This is a genomic window from Arthrobacter sp. NPDC057009 (assembly GCF_042673905.1).
Classification (GTDB): Bacteria; Actinomycetota; Actinomycetes; order Actinomycetales; family Micrococcaceae; genus Arthrobacter.
Genome location: NZ_JBHUSB010000017.1, coordinates 1 through 19754, shown reverse-complemented (window position 1 = coordinate 19754; position 19754 = coordinate 1). Strand labels below are relative to the sequence as shown.

General features: G+C 62.7%; 17 protein-coding genes. 9 read left to right on the top strand and 8 right to left on the bottom strand.

Annotation, left to right across the window (positions count from 1 at the left end; all coding sequences use genetic code 11):
• Window positions 1-104 precede the first annotated feature (104 nt).
• From ACFTR6_RS16610 to ACFTR6_RS16595, 4 genes are all read left to right on the top strand, one after another.
• The gene (locus ACFTR6_RS16610) at window positions 105-1253 is read left to right on the top strand and encodes a glutathione-independent formaldehyde dehydrogenase (protein ID WP_377958673.1); all 1149 of its coding nucleotides are present in this window, start codon (window positions 105-107) and stop codon (window positions 1251-1253) included.
• A 51-nt stretch (window positions 1254-1304) separates the two neighbouring features.
• Entirely contained in the window at window positions 1305-2453 is a 1149-nt protein-coding gene (locus ACFTR6_RS16605; RefSeq protein ID WP_377958671.1) for a zinc-dependent alcohol dehydrogenase, read from the top strand.
• Window positions 2454-2467: 14 nt separating this feature from the next.
• Window positions 2468-3052 carry a hypothetical protein gene (locus ACFTR6_RS16600; RefSeq protein ID WP_377958670.1) on the top strand — a complete coding sequence of 195 codons (585 nt, stop codon included), beginning with the start codon at window positions 2468-2470 and terminating at the stop codon, window positions 3050-3052.
• A 169-nt stretch (window positions 3053-3221) separates the two neighbouring features.
• Complete coding sequence (locus tag ACFTR6_RS16595) at window positions 3222-3863, top strand: DUF1345 domain-containing protein (protein WP_377958669.1); 642 nt, start codon at window positions 3222-3224, stop codon at window positions 3861-3863.
• A 101-nt stretch (window positions 3864-3964) separates the two neighbouring features.
• Here the strand turns inward: ACFTR6_RS16595 and ACFTR6_RS16590 are convergent, their stop codons facing one another.
• From ACFTR6_RS16590 to ACFTR6_RS16555, 8 genes are all read right to left on the bottom strand, one after another.
• Entirely contained in the window at window positions 3965-5266 is a 1302-nt protein-coding gene (locus ACFTR6_RS16590) for an MFS transporter (protein ID WP_076803374.1), read from the bottom strand.
• Window positions 5267-5395: 129 nt separating this feature from the next.
• Complete coding sequence (locus ACFTR6_RS16585) at window positions 5396-6076, bottom strand: FadR/GntR family transcriptional regulator (protein ID WP_236783035.1); 681 nt, start codon at window positions 6074-6076, stop codon at window positions 5396-5398.
• An 83-nt stretch (window positions 6077-6159) separates the two neighbouring features.
• Window positions 6160-7500 carry a right-handed parallel beta-helix repeat-containing protein gene (locus ACFTR6_RS16580; protein ID WP_377958668.1) on the bottom strand — a complete coding sequence of 447 codons (1341 nt, stop codon included), beginning with the start codon at window positions 7498-7500 and terminating at the stop codon, window positions 6160-6162.
• A 120-nt stretch (window positions 7501-7620) separates the two neighbouring features.
• Window positions 7621-9204: a glycoside hydrolase family 32 protein gene (locus ACFTR6_RS16575; protein WP_377958667.1), complete on the bottom strand. Its 1584-nt coding sequence runs from the start codon at window positions 9202-9204 to the stop codon at window positions 7621-7623.
• 39 nt (window positions 9205-9243) lie between these two features.
• Window positions 9244-10296 carry a LacI family DNA-binding transcriptional regulator gene (locus ACFTR6_RS16570; RefSeq protein WP_377958666.1) on the bottom strand — a complete coding sequence of 351 codons (1053 nt, stop codon included), beginning with the start codon at window positions 10294-10296 and terminating at the stop codon, window positions 9244-9246.
• A gap of 84 nt (window positions 10297-10380) precedes the next feature.
• Window positions 10381-11331 (bottom strand): carbohydrate ABC transporter permease, encoded by a 951-nt coding sequence (locus ACFTR6_RS16565; protein WP_377958665.1) that lies wholly within the window; start codon window positions 11329-11331, stop codon window positions 10381-10383.
• Window positions 11331-12218 carry a carbohydrate ABC transporter permease gene (locus ACFTR6_RS16560; protein ID WP_087873468.1) on the bottom strand — a complete coding sequence of 296 codons (888 nt, stop codon included), beginning with the start codon at window positions 12216-12218 and terminating at the stop codon, window positions 11331-11333. Before ACFTR6_RS16560 ends, ACFTR6_RS16565 begins: the two co-directional genes overlap by 1 nt.
• An 80-nt stretch (window positions 12219-12298) precedes the next feature.
• The gene (locus ACFTR6_RS16555) at window positions 12299-13582 is read right to left on the bottom strand and encodes an ABC transporter substrate-binding protein (protein WP_377958664.1); all 1284 of its coding nucleotides are present in this window, start codon (window positions 13580-13582) and stop codon (window positions 12299-12301) included.
• Between the two features lie 250 nt (window positions 13583-13832).
• Here ACFTR6_RS16555 and ACFTR6_RS16550 point away from each other — a divergent pair, with 250 nt between their 5' ends.
• The 5 genes from ACFTR6_RS16550 to ACFTR6_RS16530 all read left to right on the top strand — a co-directional run bounded on the left by ACFTR6_RS16550 (window position 13833) and on the right by ACFTR6_RS16530 (window position 19591).
• Complete coding sequence (locus tag ACFTR6_RS16550; protein WP_083706408.1) at window positions 13833-14618, top strand: IclR family transcriptional regulator; 786 nt, start codon at window positions 13833-13835, stop codon at window positions 14616-14618.
• Window positions 14619-14733: 115 nt separating this feature from the next.
• On the top strand, window positions 14734-15837 hold the full coding sequence (locus ACFTR6_RS16545; RefSeq protein ID WP_377958663.1) for a zinc-binding dehydrogenase: 1104 nt from the start codon (window positions 14734-14736) through the stop codon (window positions 15835-15837).
• A gap of 42 nt (window positions 15838-15879) precedes the next feature.
• Window positions 15880-17187, top strand: coding sequence for an MFS transporter (locus ACFTR6_RS16540; RefSeq protein WP_076803381.1), 1308 nt, complete (start codon window positions 15880-15882; stop codon window positions 17185-17187).
• A 51-nt stretch (window positions 17188-17238) separates the two neighbouring features.
• On the top strand, window positions 17239-18681 hold the full coding sequence (locus ACFTR6_RS16535) for an aldehyde dehydrogenase (NADP(+)) (RefSeq protein WP_377958662.1): 1443 nt from the start codon (window positions 17239-17241) through the stop codon (window positions 18679-18681).
• A gap of 85 nt (window positions 18682-18766) precedes the next feature.
• A complete protein-coding gene (locus ACFTR6_RS16530) occupies window positions 18767-19591 on the top strand; it encodes an HpcH/HpaI aldolase/citrate lyase family protein (protein ID WP_087873472.1) in 825 nt (274 codons plus the stop codon).
• Window positions 19592-19754 lie beyond the last annotated feature (163 nt).

The window sequence follows — 19754 nt, the reverse complement described above, 5'->3', positions numbered from 1 at the left end:
CTACATATCCCACTCCCTCGCGGCTTGCACACGTACCTAGGTGACTTGTGCCTTGGACGACAGATGTGTGCCGTCGCTGGGTGGACACAGGAAAAGAGCGAACAATGAAGGCTGTAGTTTACAAAGGACCGAACGACGTCAGTGTCGAGGAGATCCCCGACGCCAAAATCGAGCACCCCGCCGACGTACTGGTGCGCATCACCTCAGCAAACATCTGCGGCTCGGACCTGCACATGTACGAAGGCCGCACCAGCTTTGAACCCGGGCGCTCCTTCGGACACGAAAACCTCGGCGAGGTGGTGGAGACCGGCCCCGCGGTGAGCAAGGTGAAAGTGGGTGACCGTGTGGTGCTGCCGTTCAACATCGCCTGCGGTTTCTGCAAGAACTGCGACCGTGGCTTCACTAACTACTGCCTGACCATGCAGCCCGAACCGCAGCTCGCCGGCGCGGCCTACGGATTCGCGGACATGGGGCCCTACCAGGGCGGACAGGCCGAATACCTGCGCGTGCCGTACGGGGACTTCAACTGCCTGCGCCTGGGCGAGGACTCCGTGGAAAAAGAACTCGACTACGTCATGGTCGCTGACATCTTCCCCACCGGCTGGCACGCCACCGAGCTGGCCGGCGTGTACCCGGGGGACTCCGTGGTCATCTACGGTGCTGGACCGGTCGGACTCATGGCCGCCTACTCAGCGATCATCAAAGGCGCCGGAAAAGTCATGGTGGTGGACCGCCAGACTGACCGCCTGAAGCTGGCGGAACAGATCGGTGCCATCCCTGTGAATGATTCGGAAGTGGATCCGGTGGAGTTCGTCAAGGACCAGACCATGGGCTTCGGTGCGGACCGGGGCTGCGAATGCGTGGGCTACCAGGCGCACGATCCCGGCGGAACCGAACATCCCAACATGACCCTGAACCGGCTCGTGGACTCCGTGCGGTTCGTCGGCGGCCTCGGCGTGGTGGGCGTGTTCCTGCCCCAGGACCCTGGCGGCCCCGACAAACTTGAGCAGCAGGGCCAGGTGGCCTTCGACTACGGAAACTACTGGTTCAAGGGACAGACGATGGGCTCAGGCCAGTGCCCTGTCAAGAAGTACAACCGTGCCCTGCGCGACCTCATTGCCGGCGGAAAGGCCAGCCCCTCCTTCATCGTCAGCCACGAGTTGACACTTGACGAGGCTCCCGAGGGCTACAGGAACTTCGACAGCCGCGAAGACGGCTGGACAAAAGTCGTCCTCCACCCGGCCGGAGCCTGAGAAAGGTCAAATGTCGATGTCGAAACGAGCGATTTCCAGGACGTGGTACTGATGCGGGCAATGGTTTACCGCGGACCGTACAAAGTGCGCGTCGAAGAAAAAGACATTCCCAAGATCGAGCACCCGAACGATGCCATTGTGCGGGTCAGTAGGGGCGCGATCTGCGGGTCCGACCTGCACCTCTACCACGGCATGATGCCGGACACCCGGGTGGGGATGACGTTCGGGCACGAGTTCGTGGGCACCGTGCATCAGGTGGGCTCCTCCGTGCAGAACCTGGCGGCCGGCGACCGCGTCATGGTGCCGTTCAACGTCTACTGCGGCTCCTGCTACTTCTGCGCCCGCGGCCTGTACTCCAACTGCCACAACGTCAACCCGAACGCGACGGCGGTCGGCGGCATTTACGGCTACTCCCACACCTGTGGGGGTTACGACGGCGGCCAGGCGGAATTCGTGCGCGTCCCCTTTGCGGACGTGGGGCCTTCGAAGATTCCGGAGTGGATGGACGAAGAGGACGCGGTCCTGCTGACCGACGCCTGTCCCACTGGCTATTTCGGTGCCCAGCTCGGCGACATCGCCGAAGGCGACACCGTGGTGGTGTTCGGCGCCGGCCCGGTGGGCCTGTTCGCCGCCAAGTCCTCCTGGCTGATGGGCGCCGGGCGGGTGATCGTGATCGACCATCTGGAGTACCGGCTGGAGAAGGCCCGGTCCTTCGCGCACGCCGAGACGCACAACTTCGCCGAGCACGACGACATCGTGGTGCACCTGAAGAAGGAAACCGACTACCTGGGCGCCGACGTCGTGATCGACGCCGTAGGGGCCGAAGCGGACGGCAACTTCCTCCAGCACGTGACAAGCAGCAAGTTCAAGCTGCAGGGCGGCTCCCCCATCGCCCTCAACTGGGCTATCGATTCCGTCCGCAAGGGCGGCACCGTGTCCGTGGTGGGAGCCTACGGGCCGATATTCAGCGCGGTGAAGTTCGGCGACGCGATGAACAAGGGTCTGACATTGCGGATGAACCAGTGCCCGGTCAAACGCCAGTGGCCGCGCCTCTTCGAGCACGTCCGCAACGGCTACCTGAAACCCAGCGACATTGTGACCCACCGTATTCCGCTGGAACACATCGCAGAGGGCTACCACATCTTCTCCGCCAAGCTGGACAACATCATCAAGCCGCTCGTTGTCGCCGGCCAGTCCTGAAGGGAAAGCGCACCATGACTGACACAGCCACACCATATATCGCCGGCAAACGCACCCCGCAGCAGTCCGCGGAAGACCTGCGGGCCCGGATCCCGGGATGGGGCGCTGACCTCGACCCGGCCGACCGGCCCTCCTACCCCCGTGAACAACCCGGGATCGAGACGGGCGCGCACTGGGACTTCCCGGAGCGCCAACCGGAGAAGTGGCCCCGGGAACGGTCCGTGGAGCACGCCATGCTGCCACCCGTTTTCGGGACCTCGACACCTCCCGCCGGGGTGTCGGGGGCCATCCGGAAATACGCCTACAAGTACAGCGAGGGACGGGCCGCGCACTGGCTGCTGCTCATCGCCGCCGACCGCGTGGACGCCTGGGAACACCACCTGAAGTCCCTTGCGACCCTGCGCCCCGACAACCCCGTCACCGAAACCGGGGTGCTCAGCGAGTTCTCGGTCCACGGTGTCCGCTCACGGTTCGGCCAAAAACGCGCCGACCTCAGCCACCAGTGGATGGACCCGGTTATCGTCGGCGCCCCCTGGGTACTGGCAGCCGGAGGAGTCGTAGCCGCTTTCAGGGCCCTGCGAAAGCACCGCAGAGTCTGACACCCCTCTGTGACGGCGGACGACATGTTTCCCAAGGCCGATCTCTAAGGAAGTCGACCCAACGACGGCCATCAGGCCTTGTAACGATCGCGCCTTGGGGAGCAAACCTTGCCCGGCTGCGATGCCCCGGGGCCAGGGCTGACGCACAACACCCCCTCGAGGAGCACCAATGAACGGTCGGATCCTGTCAGCCCGCCGTGCTCTCGTATGCGTCGCGGTCGGGACGGTGGCCGGCATCATCGCAGCGGTGGCCGTATCACCTGCCCTGGCGCCCCTGGTTGCGTGGTGCACCGCTGGCGTCATCGCTTTGGTATGGGTATGGCGGATATGCTGGCGACAGGACCCGGCGGGGACTGAACGCCTCGCACGCGAGGAGTCCGCCTCCCGTGTGACCGACAATGCGATTGTCACCGCTTGTATCGCGAGCATCGCCGCCGTGGTGGTCGCATTGATCCAGTCGAGCAGCCAGAAGGGAGATCCGACCTCCGTAGCGTTGGTCATCCTAGGCGTCCTCGGCACGATTGTTGCCTGGGCGCTCGTGAACACGGTCTATGCCTTGAAGTACGCCCGCATGCATTTCCTCGATAGCCCTAACGACGGGCTCGACGTCAAGCATGAGACGGAAGCTACCTACAGCGACTTCGCCTACTTCGCCTTCACAGTCGGGATGTCCTACGCTGCGCCTGAGGTCGAGCCGAGCAACAGTGAGATCCGGCGCAAGGCTCTACTGCACGCTCTCCTGTCGTATTTCTTCGGCACAGTCCTGATCGCGGTCTCGATCAACCTGGTCACGAACCTCGGCCAAGGATGACGGGAGAGGTCCGGCCAACACCTCCTCGAGTCTTGGGTCCCACCCGGCGCCGTCGGTCCAGGCCGAGTTGTGCTTGCTACGCTGCGGCTGTCAGTGCTGCGCTAGCCTTCCTGGTGCGCGACGCGCTTGATGAAGTAGGACGCGACGATTGAGACAGTTGCGCAACTGGCTACATACACGGCGATCGGCCACCACTGTTGCCCACTGACTTGGAAGAGCCAAGCCGCAACGATTGGGGCTGTGCCGCCGAAGACGGCTGCACCGAGCTGGTAACCGAGGGACGCGCCGGTGTAGCGCACCTCGGGGGCGAAGTTCTCGGCGATCAACGTGCCGAGAATCGCATTAACGCTGCCCCACAGCAGGCCGAAACCGACGACGGTGGCGGCGAACAGTGCCCACGTCGCGCCTGTGTTGATCACCAGGTAGTAGGGCACTACAAGGACAATCGTCGCGGCGGCCGACCACCGGTAGAGCACGGCCCGTGAAACACTGTCGGAAATGCGGCCAAAAATGGGCATCCAAATCGTCGCAACGAACGCGGCAGCAGCAACGGCGAGGAGGACGGTGTTCTCCCGGGCTCCCAAGACACCCGTAGCGTAGGCAATGACGTACGTGCCGAAGATGTAGAACGGGCCCGTCTCTGCCGCCTTCGCGCCGATAGAGACCAGCACGGCCCCCCAGTGCTTTGTGACAACCTCTTTGATAGGCAGTCGCAGCCGGGCGCCCGACTCGCGCACCCGCTTGAACTCGGGAGTCTCGTCGAGGCCGTTGCGGATCCAGAGGCCGACCAGGACAAGCACAACGCTCGCCACGAACGGCACTCGCCATCCCCAAGTCAGGAACTGCCCATCCGGGAGCAGGGTCAGCAGAGCGACAACGCCGGCAGCCAGCAGCATTCCCAGGCTAATACCCATCTGCGGCACCGCACCGTACAGGCCGCGGCGGTTCTTTGGTGCGTACTCGTAAGCGAGCAGGAGCGCGCCGCCCCATTCACCGCCGATGCCGAGGCCCTGAAGGATGCGGAACAGAATGAGCAGGATCGGCGCAGCCATGCCAATGGTGTTGTAATCAGGCAGCAGGCCGATGGCCACCGTGCCACCACCCATGAGCATGAGGGTGATGAAGAGAGTCTTCTTCCGACCGATACGGTCACCGATATGCGAGAAGATAACGCCGCCCAGCGGGCGGAAGAAGAATGTGAGCGAGAACGAGATGTAAGCCAGCAGTGTCGACACGAACGCGTTGTCGCTCGGGAAGAAGAGCTTGTTGAAAACCAGGGCAGCAACAGTGCCATAAACAAGGAAGTCGAACCACTCAATGACGCTGCCGCTGAGGCTGCCGATCAGCACGCGATAGTTCAGTTTCTCGCCGGTCGTTGTCTTTTCGGGGGCTGTGGTACTCAAGTCTCTCCTTCGAGAACGCCAAAATTATGTGGCCCGACCATGTGGTCTGACCACAAAGAAGTGTAGGGGTGTGACACGGGGCACGTCAAAGGTGGATGCGGACGGACGCAGGCGTGGCGGGTACGCCGTTTAGTTTGCCGTCTCCAGGTAGTATCCGCGGATGTGTTGGCGCAGAAGCTCTGCCGCCAATGTGCGGTCGCCAGCGCGAAGGGAGTTGCAGATCGCAAGGTGTTCAAGACGCAGTCTGCTGGCGGTTTTCTCCCAGTCAGGGAGAGCCTGGGCGCGGGCCAGGGTATGGTCGGCAATAGAAGTGCGCATGGCATCCATAAGCGTGCTGATCAGCGGATTACCTGCGGCCCGTGAAACCAGCACGTGGAACTCGGCATCGAGCCGGAGGAAATCGGCAATGGCGATCCCCGGGTCATTCATGAGCTCCAGGAGCCGCTCGGCGGAGTCCCAATCTGCCCCTGCGGGATCCGAGTGTTCGGCGGCCCATGTTTCCAGCAGCAAACGGACTTCATATACGTGCGAGTGTTCGACGTGGCTCGTTGCCAACTGCAAGTTGAGGGCCAGTGCCAACGCCTGCTCCGGCGCAGCCGTTATCACGGTCCCTGATCGCGGTCCGGAGCCAGTGGTGGCCTTGATTGCGCCAAGTGCCTCAAGCACGCGCAATGCCTCGCGCAGAGAACTGCGGGACACCTTGAGGGTTTCAGCGAGCGTCCGTTCACTGGGAAGATGATCACCTATGTGCAAGCGGCCGCTTGAAAGTTCGCCGGTCACCCAGTTCATAACTGTCTCGTGCGCTTTCATCGTCATCGATTATTGCAGGCCAGCACGAGCACCCGCTCCCTACCGTCGAAGTACACCCGAACCTGACACACATATGCCCCCGTCTAGAAACCCACCGTGGGTGTGGCCCGAAAGGCGTTGACAGCCCTGTCTGCGATAACTTGGGCGTCGGTTCCGGAATCAAGGATCGTATTCCTCGCCGATCCGGGATCGACCACGACGGCCGCAACGGCGAGGCTGTCGGAGGACCCGGTCGTCAACAGGGCGTCCACCTGGGACTCGAAGCAGGAGTCACTTGTCTTGGAGGCAACGTCCTTCGCCACCACATGGTTGTTGGAGACGAAGTTGCCAACCCCGCCCATCAGCCGGATGATGACAGGCACCCCACCTGTGGGCCGGATGCTCTGTGAGTCGATGATCTGGGAGAAGTGGTTGCCGATGACAGAGTTGTTGCTGCCGGTGACACAGAGAAGCCCGGTGAGGTCGTCCAATCCGTTGTCGACTCCCAGGAAGGGCGTCCAGGGCTCATGGTCACGCAGGAAGTGGTTCGTGGCCACGAGGTTTTCCGAACTGTTCGCCGCGAGAATCACCATCCCGGGGTAGAACGAATGCAGACGGTTGTTTGTGACGCTTGAACGCGTGACGCCGTTGAGATGGACGCTGCTCGCACCACGGGGGAAGACATTGTTCGCGGTGATCAGGAGCCCGCCATGGTTCTCGGCGTAGATCGAGTGCCCCTTGGGGCCCGCCCCGACCAAATTATCGGTGATCTTTGAGGCCTGTCCCCACCCGCGCAGTTCGATGCAGCTTCCACATTCAGCGATGAAGTTGTGATGGATGGATAGCGCGTCCGCTTTGTGGATGGTGAGCGCGTTCTCCAAGTAGACGAACCCCATATCGGTGACCCGGAACGAGTCATTGGCGCTGGCTACATATATGCCGGTTTTGCCGTTGACGTAGGTGTTCTCGGGAGGCATCGCGGAACCGTCCGGGATGAAATGCAGGCCGTCAATACAGAAGTTGGAGAACTCGACCGAGCTGATCCGCGGGCTCCCGCTTCTCTCAACAAGGAAGGCAGCTCCCTTGGATTCCTCCCCCTCACCGGCGGAGGGAAGGTCGACGATGATGCGGCTCCCCCCGGGCCAGAGCTCATGCAGGTCGGGCCATTCGTCTCCAGGAACGTTGAACCGGATGCTCGACGACGTGAACCCGTGTCCCGAGCCTTCGATCCGAAGGAAGCTGACGTCGATCACCACCTGCGTGCGAAGGTGGTAGTCCCCCGGCGGAAGGTAGATAACAGCACCGGGCTTTCCTCCGTTGTTCACGTCGGCGGCGTACTGCCGTTCCTTGATGTCGGCGATGATGCTGTTAATGACTTCACCGACGTCCTTGGCCGGGTTGCCGACGGACCAGGCCGTCACGTCGTAGTAGTTGTTGCTTGGCATAGCTTCTTCCCTTGATGTTGTTGTTCCTCAGCCGTTATTTCAGCGCCCCGGCGAGGTCAATGTCGGTGTGCTGAACTGTTGGCATTTGGGGACCCTTTCCTGTTTATCCGTTCGTTGGCGCTAGCCGAGCGCCGTGACAGTCAGCGTCCGGATGGTGGCCGGCCCGCCCTCAATCGTCAGCCGGTTCTCCGCATGCCCCTGGGCGGGAAAAACAAGGTCGGTCAAAACCACCTTGCCGTCCTGTGCGAACACCTCCACGGAGCAATGGTCCACGACGATGTGCAGCTTGAGTGCGCCGTCCTCAAGGACCAGCGGGGCCGACTCCACGGAGGGAAACTTCCCGTGAAAGCCGGTGTCGCCTGACCGCCTGCGGTCCAGGAGAAGTTCGGCCGTGGCGGCGTTGTAGCTCAGCACGGTCCCCGCACTGCCGTCACCAATTCCTAACAGGTGGAAGGTCACTTGTTCGGCGTCTCCGGGCAGAATCTCCGTCTCAATGACCTGGGCGCTGCCGGGTACCGCATCCGGCAACCGAAACACTGAATCATGCAGCTCAAAGGTGCCTGCGTCCATGACATTCTGGGTTTCCGCCGGCTCTTCACCTGCGCAGAGGCCGGCCAGGACCGGCTGCTGGATCAGATGTGCGGAACCATTGACTGCTGTGAGGCACACTTCGCGGGCGAGGGTCATCGAGGACCGCCAGGGGGCGGTGGGCAGCTCGTTGGCGTAGTCCCAGTTGTTCATCCAGCCGATGATGATGCGCCGGTCATCCGGGGCGTTGCTAAAGGATACGGAGGCGTAGCAGTCGCGTCCCCAGTCCAGCCACAGGCATTGCTGCAAGGCTGCAGAGCCCGCCTTGGAGTCGGGCAGGGAGGCCAGCCCTTCGGGCGCCACGACGGAGCCGGGATCGGGGGTGAAGCTGACGCCGTTGAAGTGCCCGATGAAGTACTGGCCACCGGAGCCTCCTGCCACGGCGCCTGGGTTCACGTTGACGATCAGTACCCATTTGATGTTCTCCGGGTCCCCGTCCACTGCCAGGGGAAAGAGATCAGGGCATTCCCATTCTCCGGCGTCGGCGTTGGCCGGGCCGAAGTCGCTCAGGAAGTGCCAGGTTTTGAGGTCTTCGGAACGGTAGAGGACCACCTTTTGGTGCTGGGCTTCGACGGCGGCCATGACCCAGCAGGCGCCTTGGTCCCCCTGGTAGCGGAAGACTTTGGGATCACGGAAGTTTGCGGAGTTTCTGGTGAGGACCGGGTTTCCTTCGTATTTTCGCCACGTCATTCCTGCGTCCGTGCTGTAGGCCAGAGACTGGGCCTGTGTGCCGCTGTGTTCGGACCCGGCTTTGTAGGCACTGGTGTAAATGGCTACGAGGGCGGGTGAGTCCGGCGTGCCGAGACCGGACGTGTTGCCGTGGTCAACGACGACACTGCCTGAGAAGATGTCCTCTGTCTCGTCGCAGGCGATAGCAACGGGGTGTTCCGACCAGTGCAGTAGATCACGGGAGGTGGCGTGGCCCCAGGACATGTTGCCCCAGGTGTTGCCGTGCGGGTTGTTCTGGAAGAAGAGATGGTACATGCCGTCGTAGAAAACCAGGCCGTTGGGATCGTTCAGCCAGGTATCCCCTGCCGTGAAGTGGATGGCAGGCCGGAACCTGGAGGTTTCTGCCGGGGCTGTTTCCGGGCGTGCGTTATCAAGGCAACTGGACATATGTGGCGTTCCCCTTGGGAAGTGGAAGGGTCTGGTTGCCTATTTCCGCGGAGCCGCGATGGAATCGCGTCTCACGAGGGGGCAACCCAGGATGGTCGGGTGAAGTGCCATGAGGGTAAGGTCGGTCTTCCCCTCGACGGCGTCAATCAGGTGCTCGGTGGCCCAGGCACCCATCTCGTAGTGGGGCAGGGCCACCGTGGTGAGGCCCGGGTGAAGGTTGGCGGCGATCAGCTCCTGGTCATCGAAGCCAACAATTGAAAGGTCAGCAGGAATGTTCAGTCCCAGCTCAGCAGCTGCGCGATAGGCTCCCATCGCCATCCGGTCGTTGTAGCAGAACAGTGCCGTAGGCATATCGGCCCGGTCCTCGCGTGCCAGGATCCGGCGGGCCGCCTCATAGCCGCCTTGCACCTCAGACACCTCGGACTCGACAGGTGCCGCATCGCCGTCGAGCCCTGCTTCAGCCAGCGTGGCCCGGAAGGCCTGGAGCCGCTGACTGGTTGCGGGGACGTCGTCGGTGTTGTTGATGAAGCCCACCCGGGTGTGGCCCGCTTCGAGGAGCGCGCCCACGGCGGCGCGTGCACCACCTTCCTCGTCCGGGATCACGGCTGTGATGTTTCCACCTGTGGCCACCGAGTCGACCAGCACGGAGGGCACGCTGCCGAGGTTGGCCGGCAGCTCCACGTCGCGGTGGTACATGGTGGCGTAGAGGATTCCGTCCACCCGGCGTTCCAGGAGGGCCTCGACGTCGGCCTGCCGGGATTCGAGGCTGGCTGAACCTGAGGTGTTGATGATCATGAGGTTGTACCCGCGGGCCTTGGCGGCCTCGTCAGCGCCGAGGATGATCCGTCCGGCGTGGGGCGTGGTGGCGATGTCCTCGCTCACCAGACCCAGCATGCCGGTCCTCTGGGTGCGAAGGGCCTGGGCAAGGCGGTTGGGACCATAGCCCAGTTGCTCGGCAACGGCCCTGACCTTGTCCCTGGTTTCGGGCCTGACCCGGGCGTAGGAAACCTCGTTGAGGACATGGGAGACAGTCGTCACGGAGACGCCGGCGGCGACGGCGACGTCCTTGATGCCGATGTTCTTGCTGCTCATCTGTCTCCCACGTCCTTATGGTTGGCGATGCCCCTGGGGGCTATCAGTAGGCTACTCGTACTGCTGGTCCAGCCCTTGACGGCGCTAGCCCTTGACTGCCCCCAGCGTCATGCCGGCGACGATCTTGCGCTGCAGCAAAAGGGTCAGGAGGATGACCGGGATGGAGTAGACGGCGGCCAGCGCCGTCATGGATCCCCAGTCCAGGCCGAACTGGGTCTGGAAGTTCGCGATCACGACTGGGGTTGTCTGGGAGCGGATTGCTGTCATCAGGAGCGCAAAGAGGAACTCGTTCCAGGAGGCCAGGAAGGCGAAGATCGCGGTGACGGCGATGCCGCCGGAGACCACCGGGATCACCACTCGCCACAGGGCGCCGAGCCTGCTGCAGCCATCCACAGTCGCAGCTTCCTCCAGGTCTTTGGGGACCGCCTCGAAGAAGCTGGACATCAGCCAGATCGAGAGCGGCAGGGAGATGGTGGTGTGGGCGATGGACAGAGCAATGGGAGTATCTGAAAGGCCAACGGCTGCCATCATCGAAGCCAGCGGAATGCCGATCGCCACCGGGGGCACCATGCGGGTAACCAGGGCGGCCATGATGAAGATCCTGCCGCTTAATGTTTGGTACCGGGTGATGCCGTAGGCAGCCGGTACCGCCAACACGAGCGAAAGCACGGTGCTGATGATGGCCGTCTGGATGCTGTTGATGAAGGAAGCGAGGACTCCGTTGCGGCCCAGCGCGTTGGTGTAGTTCTCCAGCGTCCATTCCCGGGGGAGGATGGTGGGTGGCACCGCGATGGTGTCAATCGGCGTCTTGAAGGAAGTGAAGATCAGGTAGAGGAACGGGAATCCATAGAGCACCAGCGCTGCTGCGAGCAGGATCCACAGCAGGGTCCGGGTGCTGCGGCGGCCGGCTTCCAGGCCCTCGCGGTTGGTGCCTCGGCGCCTCCGGTACCCGGGTGTGGTGACAGCTACGGAAGGTTCCGCGGGCACGTCGGCCGGTATCCCGGCGTCGTGCCTGATTCTCTCGGCGACGCGCATCAGTTGTCCTTTCCTGGCCGCCAGATGGTGGCCACCGCGACGAATGCGACGGCGAGCATCGCCAGCAGGTAGATAGTGCCCATGGCGCTTGCCAGCCCCGGATCGCCGAATCGGATCATGGTCCGGTAGATCAGCAGGCTCATGGTTTCCGAAGCGGACTGGGGGCCGCCGTTAGTTTGAATGAGGATGGTGTCGAAGGCCCTGGCGGCGTCGATTCCGCGGACCACCAGGGCGACGGCGATGACGGGCCGCAGCAGGGGCAGGATAATGCGGAACAGCAGCGCCGGTGCGCGTGCACCGTCAAGGCGTGCTGCTTCGATCAGATCCCCCGGAATGTTCTGCAGTCCTGCGAAGAGGACCAGGCACATGAATGAGGTGGTGAGCCAGATGTCCGGGATGGCCACCGAGTAGAGCACAATGCCCGGGTCCGACAGCCAGCCGATCTGGTTGGGGTTGGACAGAATGCCGGCCTGGTGCAGGAGGGTCCCGATGAGGCCGAAGTTATCGATCATGAGGAACTTCCACAGCAGACCTGCCACGATCGGGGCGATCATCAGCGGATACATAAAGACGGTCCGCCAGATTTGGGAACTGCGGCCCAGCGTGGTGAACAGCAGGGCCATGCCCAGCCCGAGGGCGAATTCGAGGGTGACCACCACCATGGTGTAGGCCAGTGTCCGCCAGCCGGCACCAGTGAACGCTTCGGAGGCGAAGACCCGAAAATAGTTATCCAGGCCCACGAAGTCCCGGGGCCCGCCGGCGATCGGCGAGATCTTGAAGAAGCTGTCCGCCACCAGGCGGAACAGCGGGAAGGCGACAAAGACTGCCAGGAACAGCGCCGCTGGTGTCATCAGGAACAATGCGAAGCGGCGATCGGAGATGCGCACGGTTTTCTCTTCCGCTGGTTGGGGCCGCGGCCGGCACCGGACTTGCTGTGCCTCTTCGGCAGGCGCCGGCCGCGGGGGTCTTACTTAAGGAGATCCTCGATCTGCTTCTTGGCGTCGGCAAGGAGGGCGGCGGTGTCACCGCCGGCCACAGCCTTCTGCAGCATGGGAACCAGCACGGTGTCCACGATCTGCTGCCATTTCTCGGTGGCGGGGCGGGTGGCCGTGGCCTTGCCGTTAAGGGTTTCGATCAGCGGCTTGAAGCTCTCGTAGCCTGCCTTGTCCTGGTACTTCTCGAAGGCGGAGATGCGGGAGGCCAGGCCCAGGTTGGATTCGAGGCCCTTGTCGTTGTAGTCGTAGGCGCACTTCACGAATTTCTTGGCCGCTTCGGTGTTCTTGGTGGCCTTGGGTACGGTGAGGTACCACGGTCCGGGAACGGCGCCGACACCGGCTGACCCGGCGATCATCGGAGCCGCACCGACCTTGCCGGCCACCGGTGAATCCTTGGGGATCTGCCGGTATGCGTGGGCCCAGAACCGGGTCATCGCCGTCTTCCCCTGGTTGAACAGGTTTTGTGCAGCGGCCCAGTCCACCTGCGCCGCGCCGGAGGGAGCGGACTTGGCAAGGCCGACATAGAAGTCCAGTGCTTCCTTGTGGGCGGCATTGTCGATAACCACCTTGTTGTTCCCGTCCACGACCATGGGTGAGCCGGCCTGCAGGACATGGGCGAGCCATTCCGTTTCCACACCGCCCTTGACGTCCGTACCGTACATGCCGTCCTTGGTGAAGAACTCCGAGATGTCCTGGTACTGCTTCCACGTGGTGGGGGCGGCCAGGTCGTAGCCGTACTTGGTCTTGAAGTCCGCCTTGTTCTTGGCGTCCTCAAACAGGTCCTTGCGGTACAGGATGATCTCGGCGTTCGTCCAGGCAGGCATGCCGATGAAGTGCCCGTCCACGCTTGCTTCCTTGACCAGGGCCGGGAAGATGTCCTTCTTCGCGTCGTCGGTGAAGAGCTCGTCAATCGGCTGAACGGCGTTCTTGAAGCTGGGCAGCCAAACGGAGTCCAGTGCGGCGACGTCGAAGGAGACATTGCCGGAGGAGAACTCGCTGGAAAGCCTGTTGAACATGCCGTCGTAAGGCAGCTCGACGAAGTTGGCGTTAACGCCTGTTTCTTTCTTGCACTGTTCGGCAACGCCTGTAAGTTCGGCATGGCCGCCCGCCTCGACGAGTACGTTGACCGTGCTGGCACCGGCACTACCCGGCGTTGCTGCCGGGCCCCCTGCGCCGCAGGCAGTTGCTGCCAGAAGCACCGCGGTGGACAGACCGCCGATGGCGGTGATCCGGGAAATCGTGGTTCGAGAGGACATCGCTGTCGACTCCCTTTCTTTTGACGGAATCTACGTTGGTAAGGCTGGGAAAAGTAAGACCGAAAAGTGAAAAATCGTTTTGCCAAATCGACTTGGCACTCAGGTTAGGCGCGGAGGCAGAAAGGTGTCAAGCGTCACACCAAGTTTTTCGAAACCCTTGACTGCTGCCGGAGAGCGGCCATCCGAGACGTCCCGCCCTCTGGCGTAAGGGTTGTGTGAGACTTTGCCTGTCTCGCTGAATGAGACCATAATGCTCTACGTGAATTCCACTGATTCGAAGCCGGCTGCCAGCATGATTGAGCGGGTTTCACTGATCCTTGACGTATTCAGTCCTGAAGAGCCGGTCCTGACCGGAGGGGAGATCGCCCGCAGGGCCGGACTTTCCCGGGCGACGGCGGCGCGGATACTCTCGGAACTCGCCAAGCACGACTTTGTCGACCGGGTTCAGTCCGGATACCAGATCGGTATCCGGTGTTTTGAGTTGGGGCAGATGGCGCAACAGCCAAAGGATCTTCGGCGCCTGGCTCTGGCAACGATGTTCGACCTCCGGCGGGCTACGGGCTTGACTGTTCAGCTGGGCGTTCTCGAAGGTAATGACGTCGTCTATATCGAGATTTTGCGCGGCCAGTATCGGGACCTAACAATCCCATCCAGGGTTGGTGGACGTGTACCGTGCTATGCCACTGCTGGTGGGAAGGCCCTGCTTGCACACGCCCCTGACCAGCTGGTCGAGGATCTCCTGAACGGTCAGCTGGAGAAGATCGGACCCAACACTGTTACCGATCCCCAGGAGCTTCGCGCCGAACTGGACCTGGCCCGACGTGAGGGTATTGCCTATGAGCGGGAGGAATCCCATGCTGGCCTGGCATGCGCGGCGAGCCCCATTCTCCGGGGCGATGGTACCGCTGTGGCCGCTATTTCCATCACCGCTCCGGTGGGCGTGGTGGAGATGAGACTGGTTGGCCCCGCTGTCCATGCAGCGACACTGGGGCTGAACCGCCAGATGGCGGCAGCCCCGCACTGGGCCAAGCTATAGGTGTCTCATTGAGTGAGAGGAAGATTTTGACGACGGCGGCCCGCGCCTGATGCTTATGCCAGTCCCCGTGATCTGAAGCACGGGGATGTGAAAGCTAAGCAACAAGGAGTGACCGGTGAAGGCCGCAATCATGAACCAAGCAGGCGCACCGCTTGCCGTCGTCGATCTGGATCTACAGCCCCCTGGTCCGGGCGAAGTCCGCGTGCGGGTTGACGCGGCAGGCATCTGCCACAGTGACTACCACTACATGGCCCAGGACCTGCCATGCCGGACGCCTATCGTGCTGGGCCACGAGGGCGCGGGCATAGTGCAGGAAGTCGGAGTCGGGGTCACCCATGTCAGGCCGGGCGATAAGGTCATTCTGACCTGGCGGCCAAGTTGCGGCAGGTGCGAGTACTGCACGAGCGGGTCGCCTGCGCTCTGCCGCCTCGGCGCGGTGCACGCTACCCATAACGAACTGCTGAGGGGCGGAACACGGCTGTCACAGGACGGACAACCCGTCCATCACCTGATGGGGGTGTCCTGCTACGCCGAGGAATGCGTCGTCTCCGGAGAATCCGTGATCAAGATCCCCCAGGAGGTTCCCGCCGCTGTAGCAGCCATCATGGGCTGTGCCGTGATCACAGGGATGGGAGTTGTGCTGAACGGAATGGGGGCTCCGGCCGGGGCGTCGATCCTTGTGGTTGGAGCCGGCGGAGTGGGGCTTTCGGCGGTCATAGGCGCAGCAGCAGTCGGGGCCTACCCGGTGATCGTTGCCGACATTGACGACGAAAAGCTCGCAAAGGCGCGGGAGCTTGGAGCAACCCACACGATCAACACGCGCGAACACGACCTGGCCGCCACTGTGCACGAGATCACTGGCGGAGGAGCTCACTGGGCTGTCGAGGCAATCGGCCGGCCTCAGACCATTCGCGAGGCAGTCATGGCACTTCGCCCCCGAGGCACGGCTTTCGTGGTGGGACTGTCCAACGCCGAGGCCGAGATCAACGTGCCCTTGAACCAGGTTGTCCAGCAGGAGAAATCGGTGAGGGGGAGTCTGTACGGCTCCTCCAATCTGTCAGTGCAGATCCCTCAGATCCTGGACATGTATCTGGCCGGCCGTTTGCAGCTTGATGCCCTTGTCGGCGAGAAGTTCAGCCTGGCCCAGATCAACGAAGCATTCGACTCGCTGACCAAGGGAAACATCGGTCGTTCGGTGATCCTGATGGGCAGCAACTAATCCATACCTTCAACGTCGAAGGTCTTCCCTAAGGAGAGAAACATGTCATCAACTGTCGCAGCGCCACAGATCGTGGTCTCCGACGAGGACCGGAAACGCGCCCTGTGGGGCAGCGCAGTCGGTAGCACAATCGAGTGGTACGACTACTTCCTTTACGGCACCATGTCCGGGCTGGTATTCGGTCCGTTGTTCTTCCCGTCCAACGATCCGACCGTCAGCCAGCTCTTGGCCTTGGCGTCCTTCGCCCTGGCCTTCTTGATCCGTCCGATCGGCGGCATTCTGTTCAGCCATGTCGGAGACCGGATCGGCCGGAAAAAAACACTGGTCGTCACGCTGACCCTGATGGGCGTCTCTACTGTCGCCATGGGTTTGATGCCCACCTATTCGGCTATCGGCGTCGCGGCGCCCATCATTCTGACTGTGCTCCGCCTGCTTCAGGGCCTTGCCCTGGGCGGTGAATGGGGAGGGGGCCTGCTTCTGGCCGTCGAGTACTCCCCCAAGAACCGGCGCGGATTCTTCGGTGCAGTCCCGCAGACCGGTGCTATGCTCGGGCTCGCACTCGGCAACATGATCACTTTGGCCGCGGGCGCGGTCTTCTCTGACGAAGCGTTCCTGGCCTACGGGTGGCGGATACCGTTCCTTCTGTCGGTTGTCCTGTTGGCTGTCGGCCTGTGGATCCGTCACAAGGTCGACGAGACACCGTCATTCCGGATGGTGAAAGCCGCGGGAGCGACAAAACAGGTTCCCCTCGTCGACACCCTGAAGCACCACTGGCGTGAAGTCCTTATCGCAACCGGCGCCAAGATCGTTGAGACCTCGACGTTCTTCATGTTCGCGACGTTCACCGTCTCCTACGCCATGACCCTGGGCTACGACCGCGAAGCCGTACTCGCCGTGCTGCTGGTCTGCGCCGTGATCGGCGTCTACTCGATGGTCAAGTTTGGTGCGCTCTCGGACCGAATCGGCCGGAAAAAGGTTTTCCTCTGGGGCACCGTGGCCCTGATGGTGTTTATCCTCCCGTACCTTTGGATGCTCAACCAGAAGTCCCTGCCGTTCCTTGCCGTTGCGCTTTTCATCGGGTTTGCCGTCATCTGGCCCACCTATGGGTCACTGATCGGCACTGTGATCGCAGAGAGCTTCTCCCCCGACATCCGCTACACAGGCGCTTCCCTGGGCTACCAGCTTGGAGCAGCTATCGCGGGCGGGCCCGCTCCGCTGATCGCCACAGCACTCCTCGCAGCCTTCGGCGGCAGCTATCTTCCGGTGGGCCTTTTCATCGTCCTTTGCGGCGCCATCTCACTGGTGGCTGTGTTGTTCGCCAAAGAAAAGAGCAACCAGGAGATCGACTAGGGCCCAAGCGTCCATCGACCACCCCGGATACAAACAAGAGAGCAAGCCAAGATGACTACCGAAACTATTGGAACCCTGAACCTGGACGAGGTCCTGAGCGCGGCCGAAACCGCCTTCGAGAGCTGGTCCGCGATGCCCTCCGCTGGCCGTGCCCGTCACCTTGAGGCGATGGCTGCAGCCATGGAGACGCATGCCGACGAGCTCATCGAACTCGCCATGGCAGAGACGCACCTGCCCGATGCGCGGCTGCGGGGTGAATTGAGGCGGACGGTTTTTCAGCTGCGGCTCTTCGCCGAGGAACTGAGGATCGGCCGCTTCGTTGACGCACGCATCGACCACTCCGATCCCGAATGGCCGATGGGTGCACCCCGCCCCGATCTACGGCGGATGCTGCTCCCGCTGGGGCCGGCGCTGGTCTTCGCCGCGAGCAACTTCCCCTTTGCCTTTTCCGTCGGCGGCGGCGACACAGCTTCAGCACTGGCGGCAGGCTGCACCGTCATCGTCAAGGCGCACCACGGACATCCAGAGCTCTCGGCGCGCACCGCCACGATTCTCCTCAGGGCCTTGGAAGAGTCCGGGGCACCTGAAGGCGTTCTGGCCCTGATCCACGGAACAGAAACCGGCGTCCGGGCACTGAAAGATCCCAGGATCCAGGCGGGCGCCTTCACCGGAGGAATCCCCGGCGGGCGGGCACTGTTCGACATCGCCCAACAACGGGATGTTCCGATTCCGTTTTACGCGGAGATGGGCAGCAACAACCCGGTTTTTGTTACCCCCGCGGCGGCAGGAGAACGTCCGGCTGCCATCGCTGAGGGATACCTGGGCGCAGTGACCGGCAGTGCCGGCCAATTGTGCACCAAGCCGGGAACCCTCTTTGTTCCGGCGGGAAGCCAGATCATCGAACACCTGCGCACCGCGGAACTGCCAAACGCCACAAGACTCCTGACCGAACGGATAGAAGCGGGTTACACCCGGGACGTTGCCGAACTCGCAGGCCACCGGCAGGTGCGGATTCTTAACGGGGACATTCCCGGCGAGGCCGCCGGCCCGGCTCCGCTGGTCCTGGGCACCCACATCGCAGCAGTCCTCGAGGATCCGGACCTGTTCCTGGCCGAGCGGTTCGGGCCGTTCTCCCTGGTGGTTGAGTACGAGGACATGAACCAACTCCTGGCGGTTGCCCGGAGGATGGACGGCCAGCTCACCGCGACGGTACAGGCCACAGAGCAGTGCGACGTCCGCCATCTGCTCCGTGTTCTGGCCGGCAAAGCAGGACGTGTCCTGTGGAACGGCTGGCCCACCGGGGTCTCTGTAACACATGCTCAGCAGCACGGCGGACCATACCCGGCAAGCACCGCCGTCCAAACCACCTCTGTCGGGACGGCAGCGATTCAGCGGTTCCTGCGCCCGGTGGCACTGCAGGGGTTCCCCGACCATCTCCTCCCCGCGGAGTTGCAGGACAGCAACCGGCTCGGGATTCCGCGGCACCTAGGATAAATCCCTGGCGGCTTGAACCCTCCGGGTTACGTGGACCGGGACGGCCAACGGACACAATGAACAGATCTCGTAGAAGGATGACCTGATGCACGATAACCCCGTCAAGGAGGCTCTGCGCTCCGGCGCCACCACGACCGGAACGTGGTTAACCCTGGGTTCACCTGCGGTGGCCGAGGCCCTGGCCCATTGCGGGTTCGATTGGCTAGTAGTCGACCTTGAGCACGCCCCCAACAATCCCGCCAGCGCTGTGGAACAGTTGAGGGCCGTCGACGCCGCCCGGGCTAACGGCGCGCGTGCCGAGGCAATCGTACGCCTCGCCGAAAACGATCCCGTGCTGGCCAAGCGGGCCATGGACATTGGTGCGCGGACTCTTATCTTCCCCAATGTCAACAGCGCGGACGAAGCGCAGGCGGCTGTCCGTGCGATGCGTTACCCGCAGAACGGTAACGCCGGCGTGCGGGGCGTGGCGGGGTTGGTCCGGGCCGGCCGGTACGGTCTTGACCCGGTGTACGTAAAGAATGCCAACGAACAAGTGTGCACCATCGTGCAGATCGAATCCCGGTCCGGCGTGGACAACGCTGCGGGCATCTGTGCAACCGAAGGTGTCGACTGCGTTTTCCTGGGCCCGTCCGACCTAGCTGCTTCCCTGGGCCACCTGGGTGACACCTGGCATCCAGAGGTCGTCGACGCCATGCGGTCGGTTGTGGCCCAGGCACGCGAGGCTGGAAAGGCCGTCGGCGTTTTCGCGAACGACGCAGACGATGCCAAGCTGTTTACCAGCTGGGGAGTTACGTTCATCGGGCTGCACTCCGACGTTCGCTGGCTATGCCAGGGAGCGAAGCAAGAGGCCGGGCGGCTGGCAGCCGGACTGCAGGCAGAGCAGGCAACCGAGGTTCACTCCGCGTCATAACCGGACGGCAAGGAAAAATCCCTTGCAGTAGCTGTGGGTACGTCGAGGATTGCCATACGGCCCGCGCCCAAAGGGCGGGACCGCCGTCGCCCGCTTCAACCACCCGGGGCAGCTCTCGCACTAAAACTAAAGGAGGCCGACGACGACACCCAGTGTCGTCGTC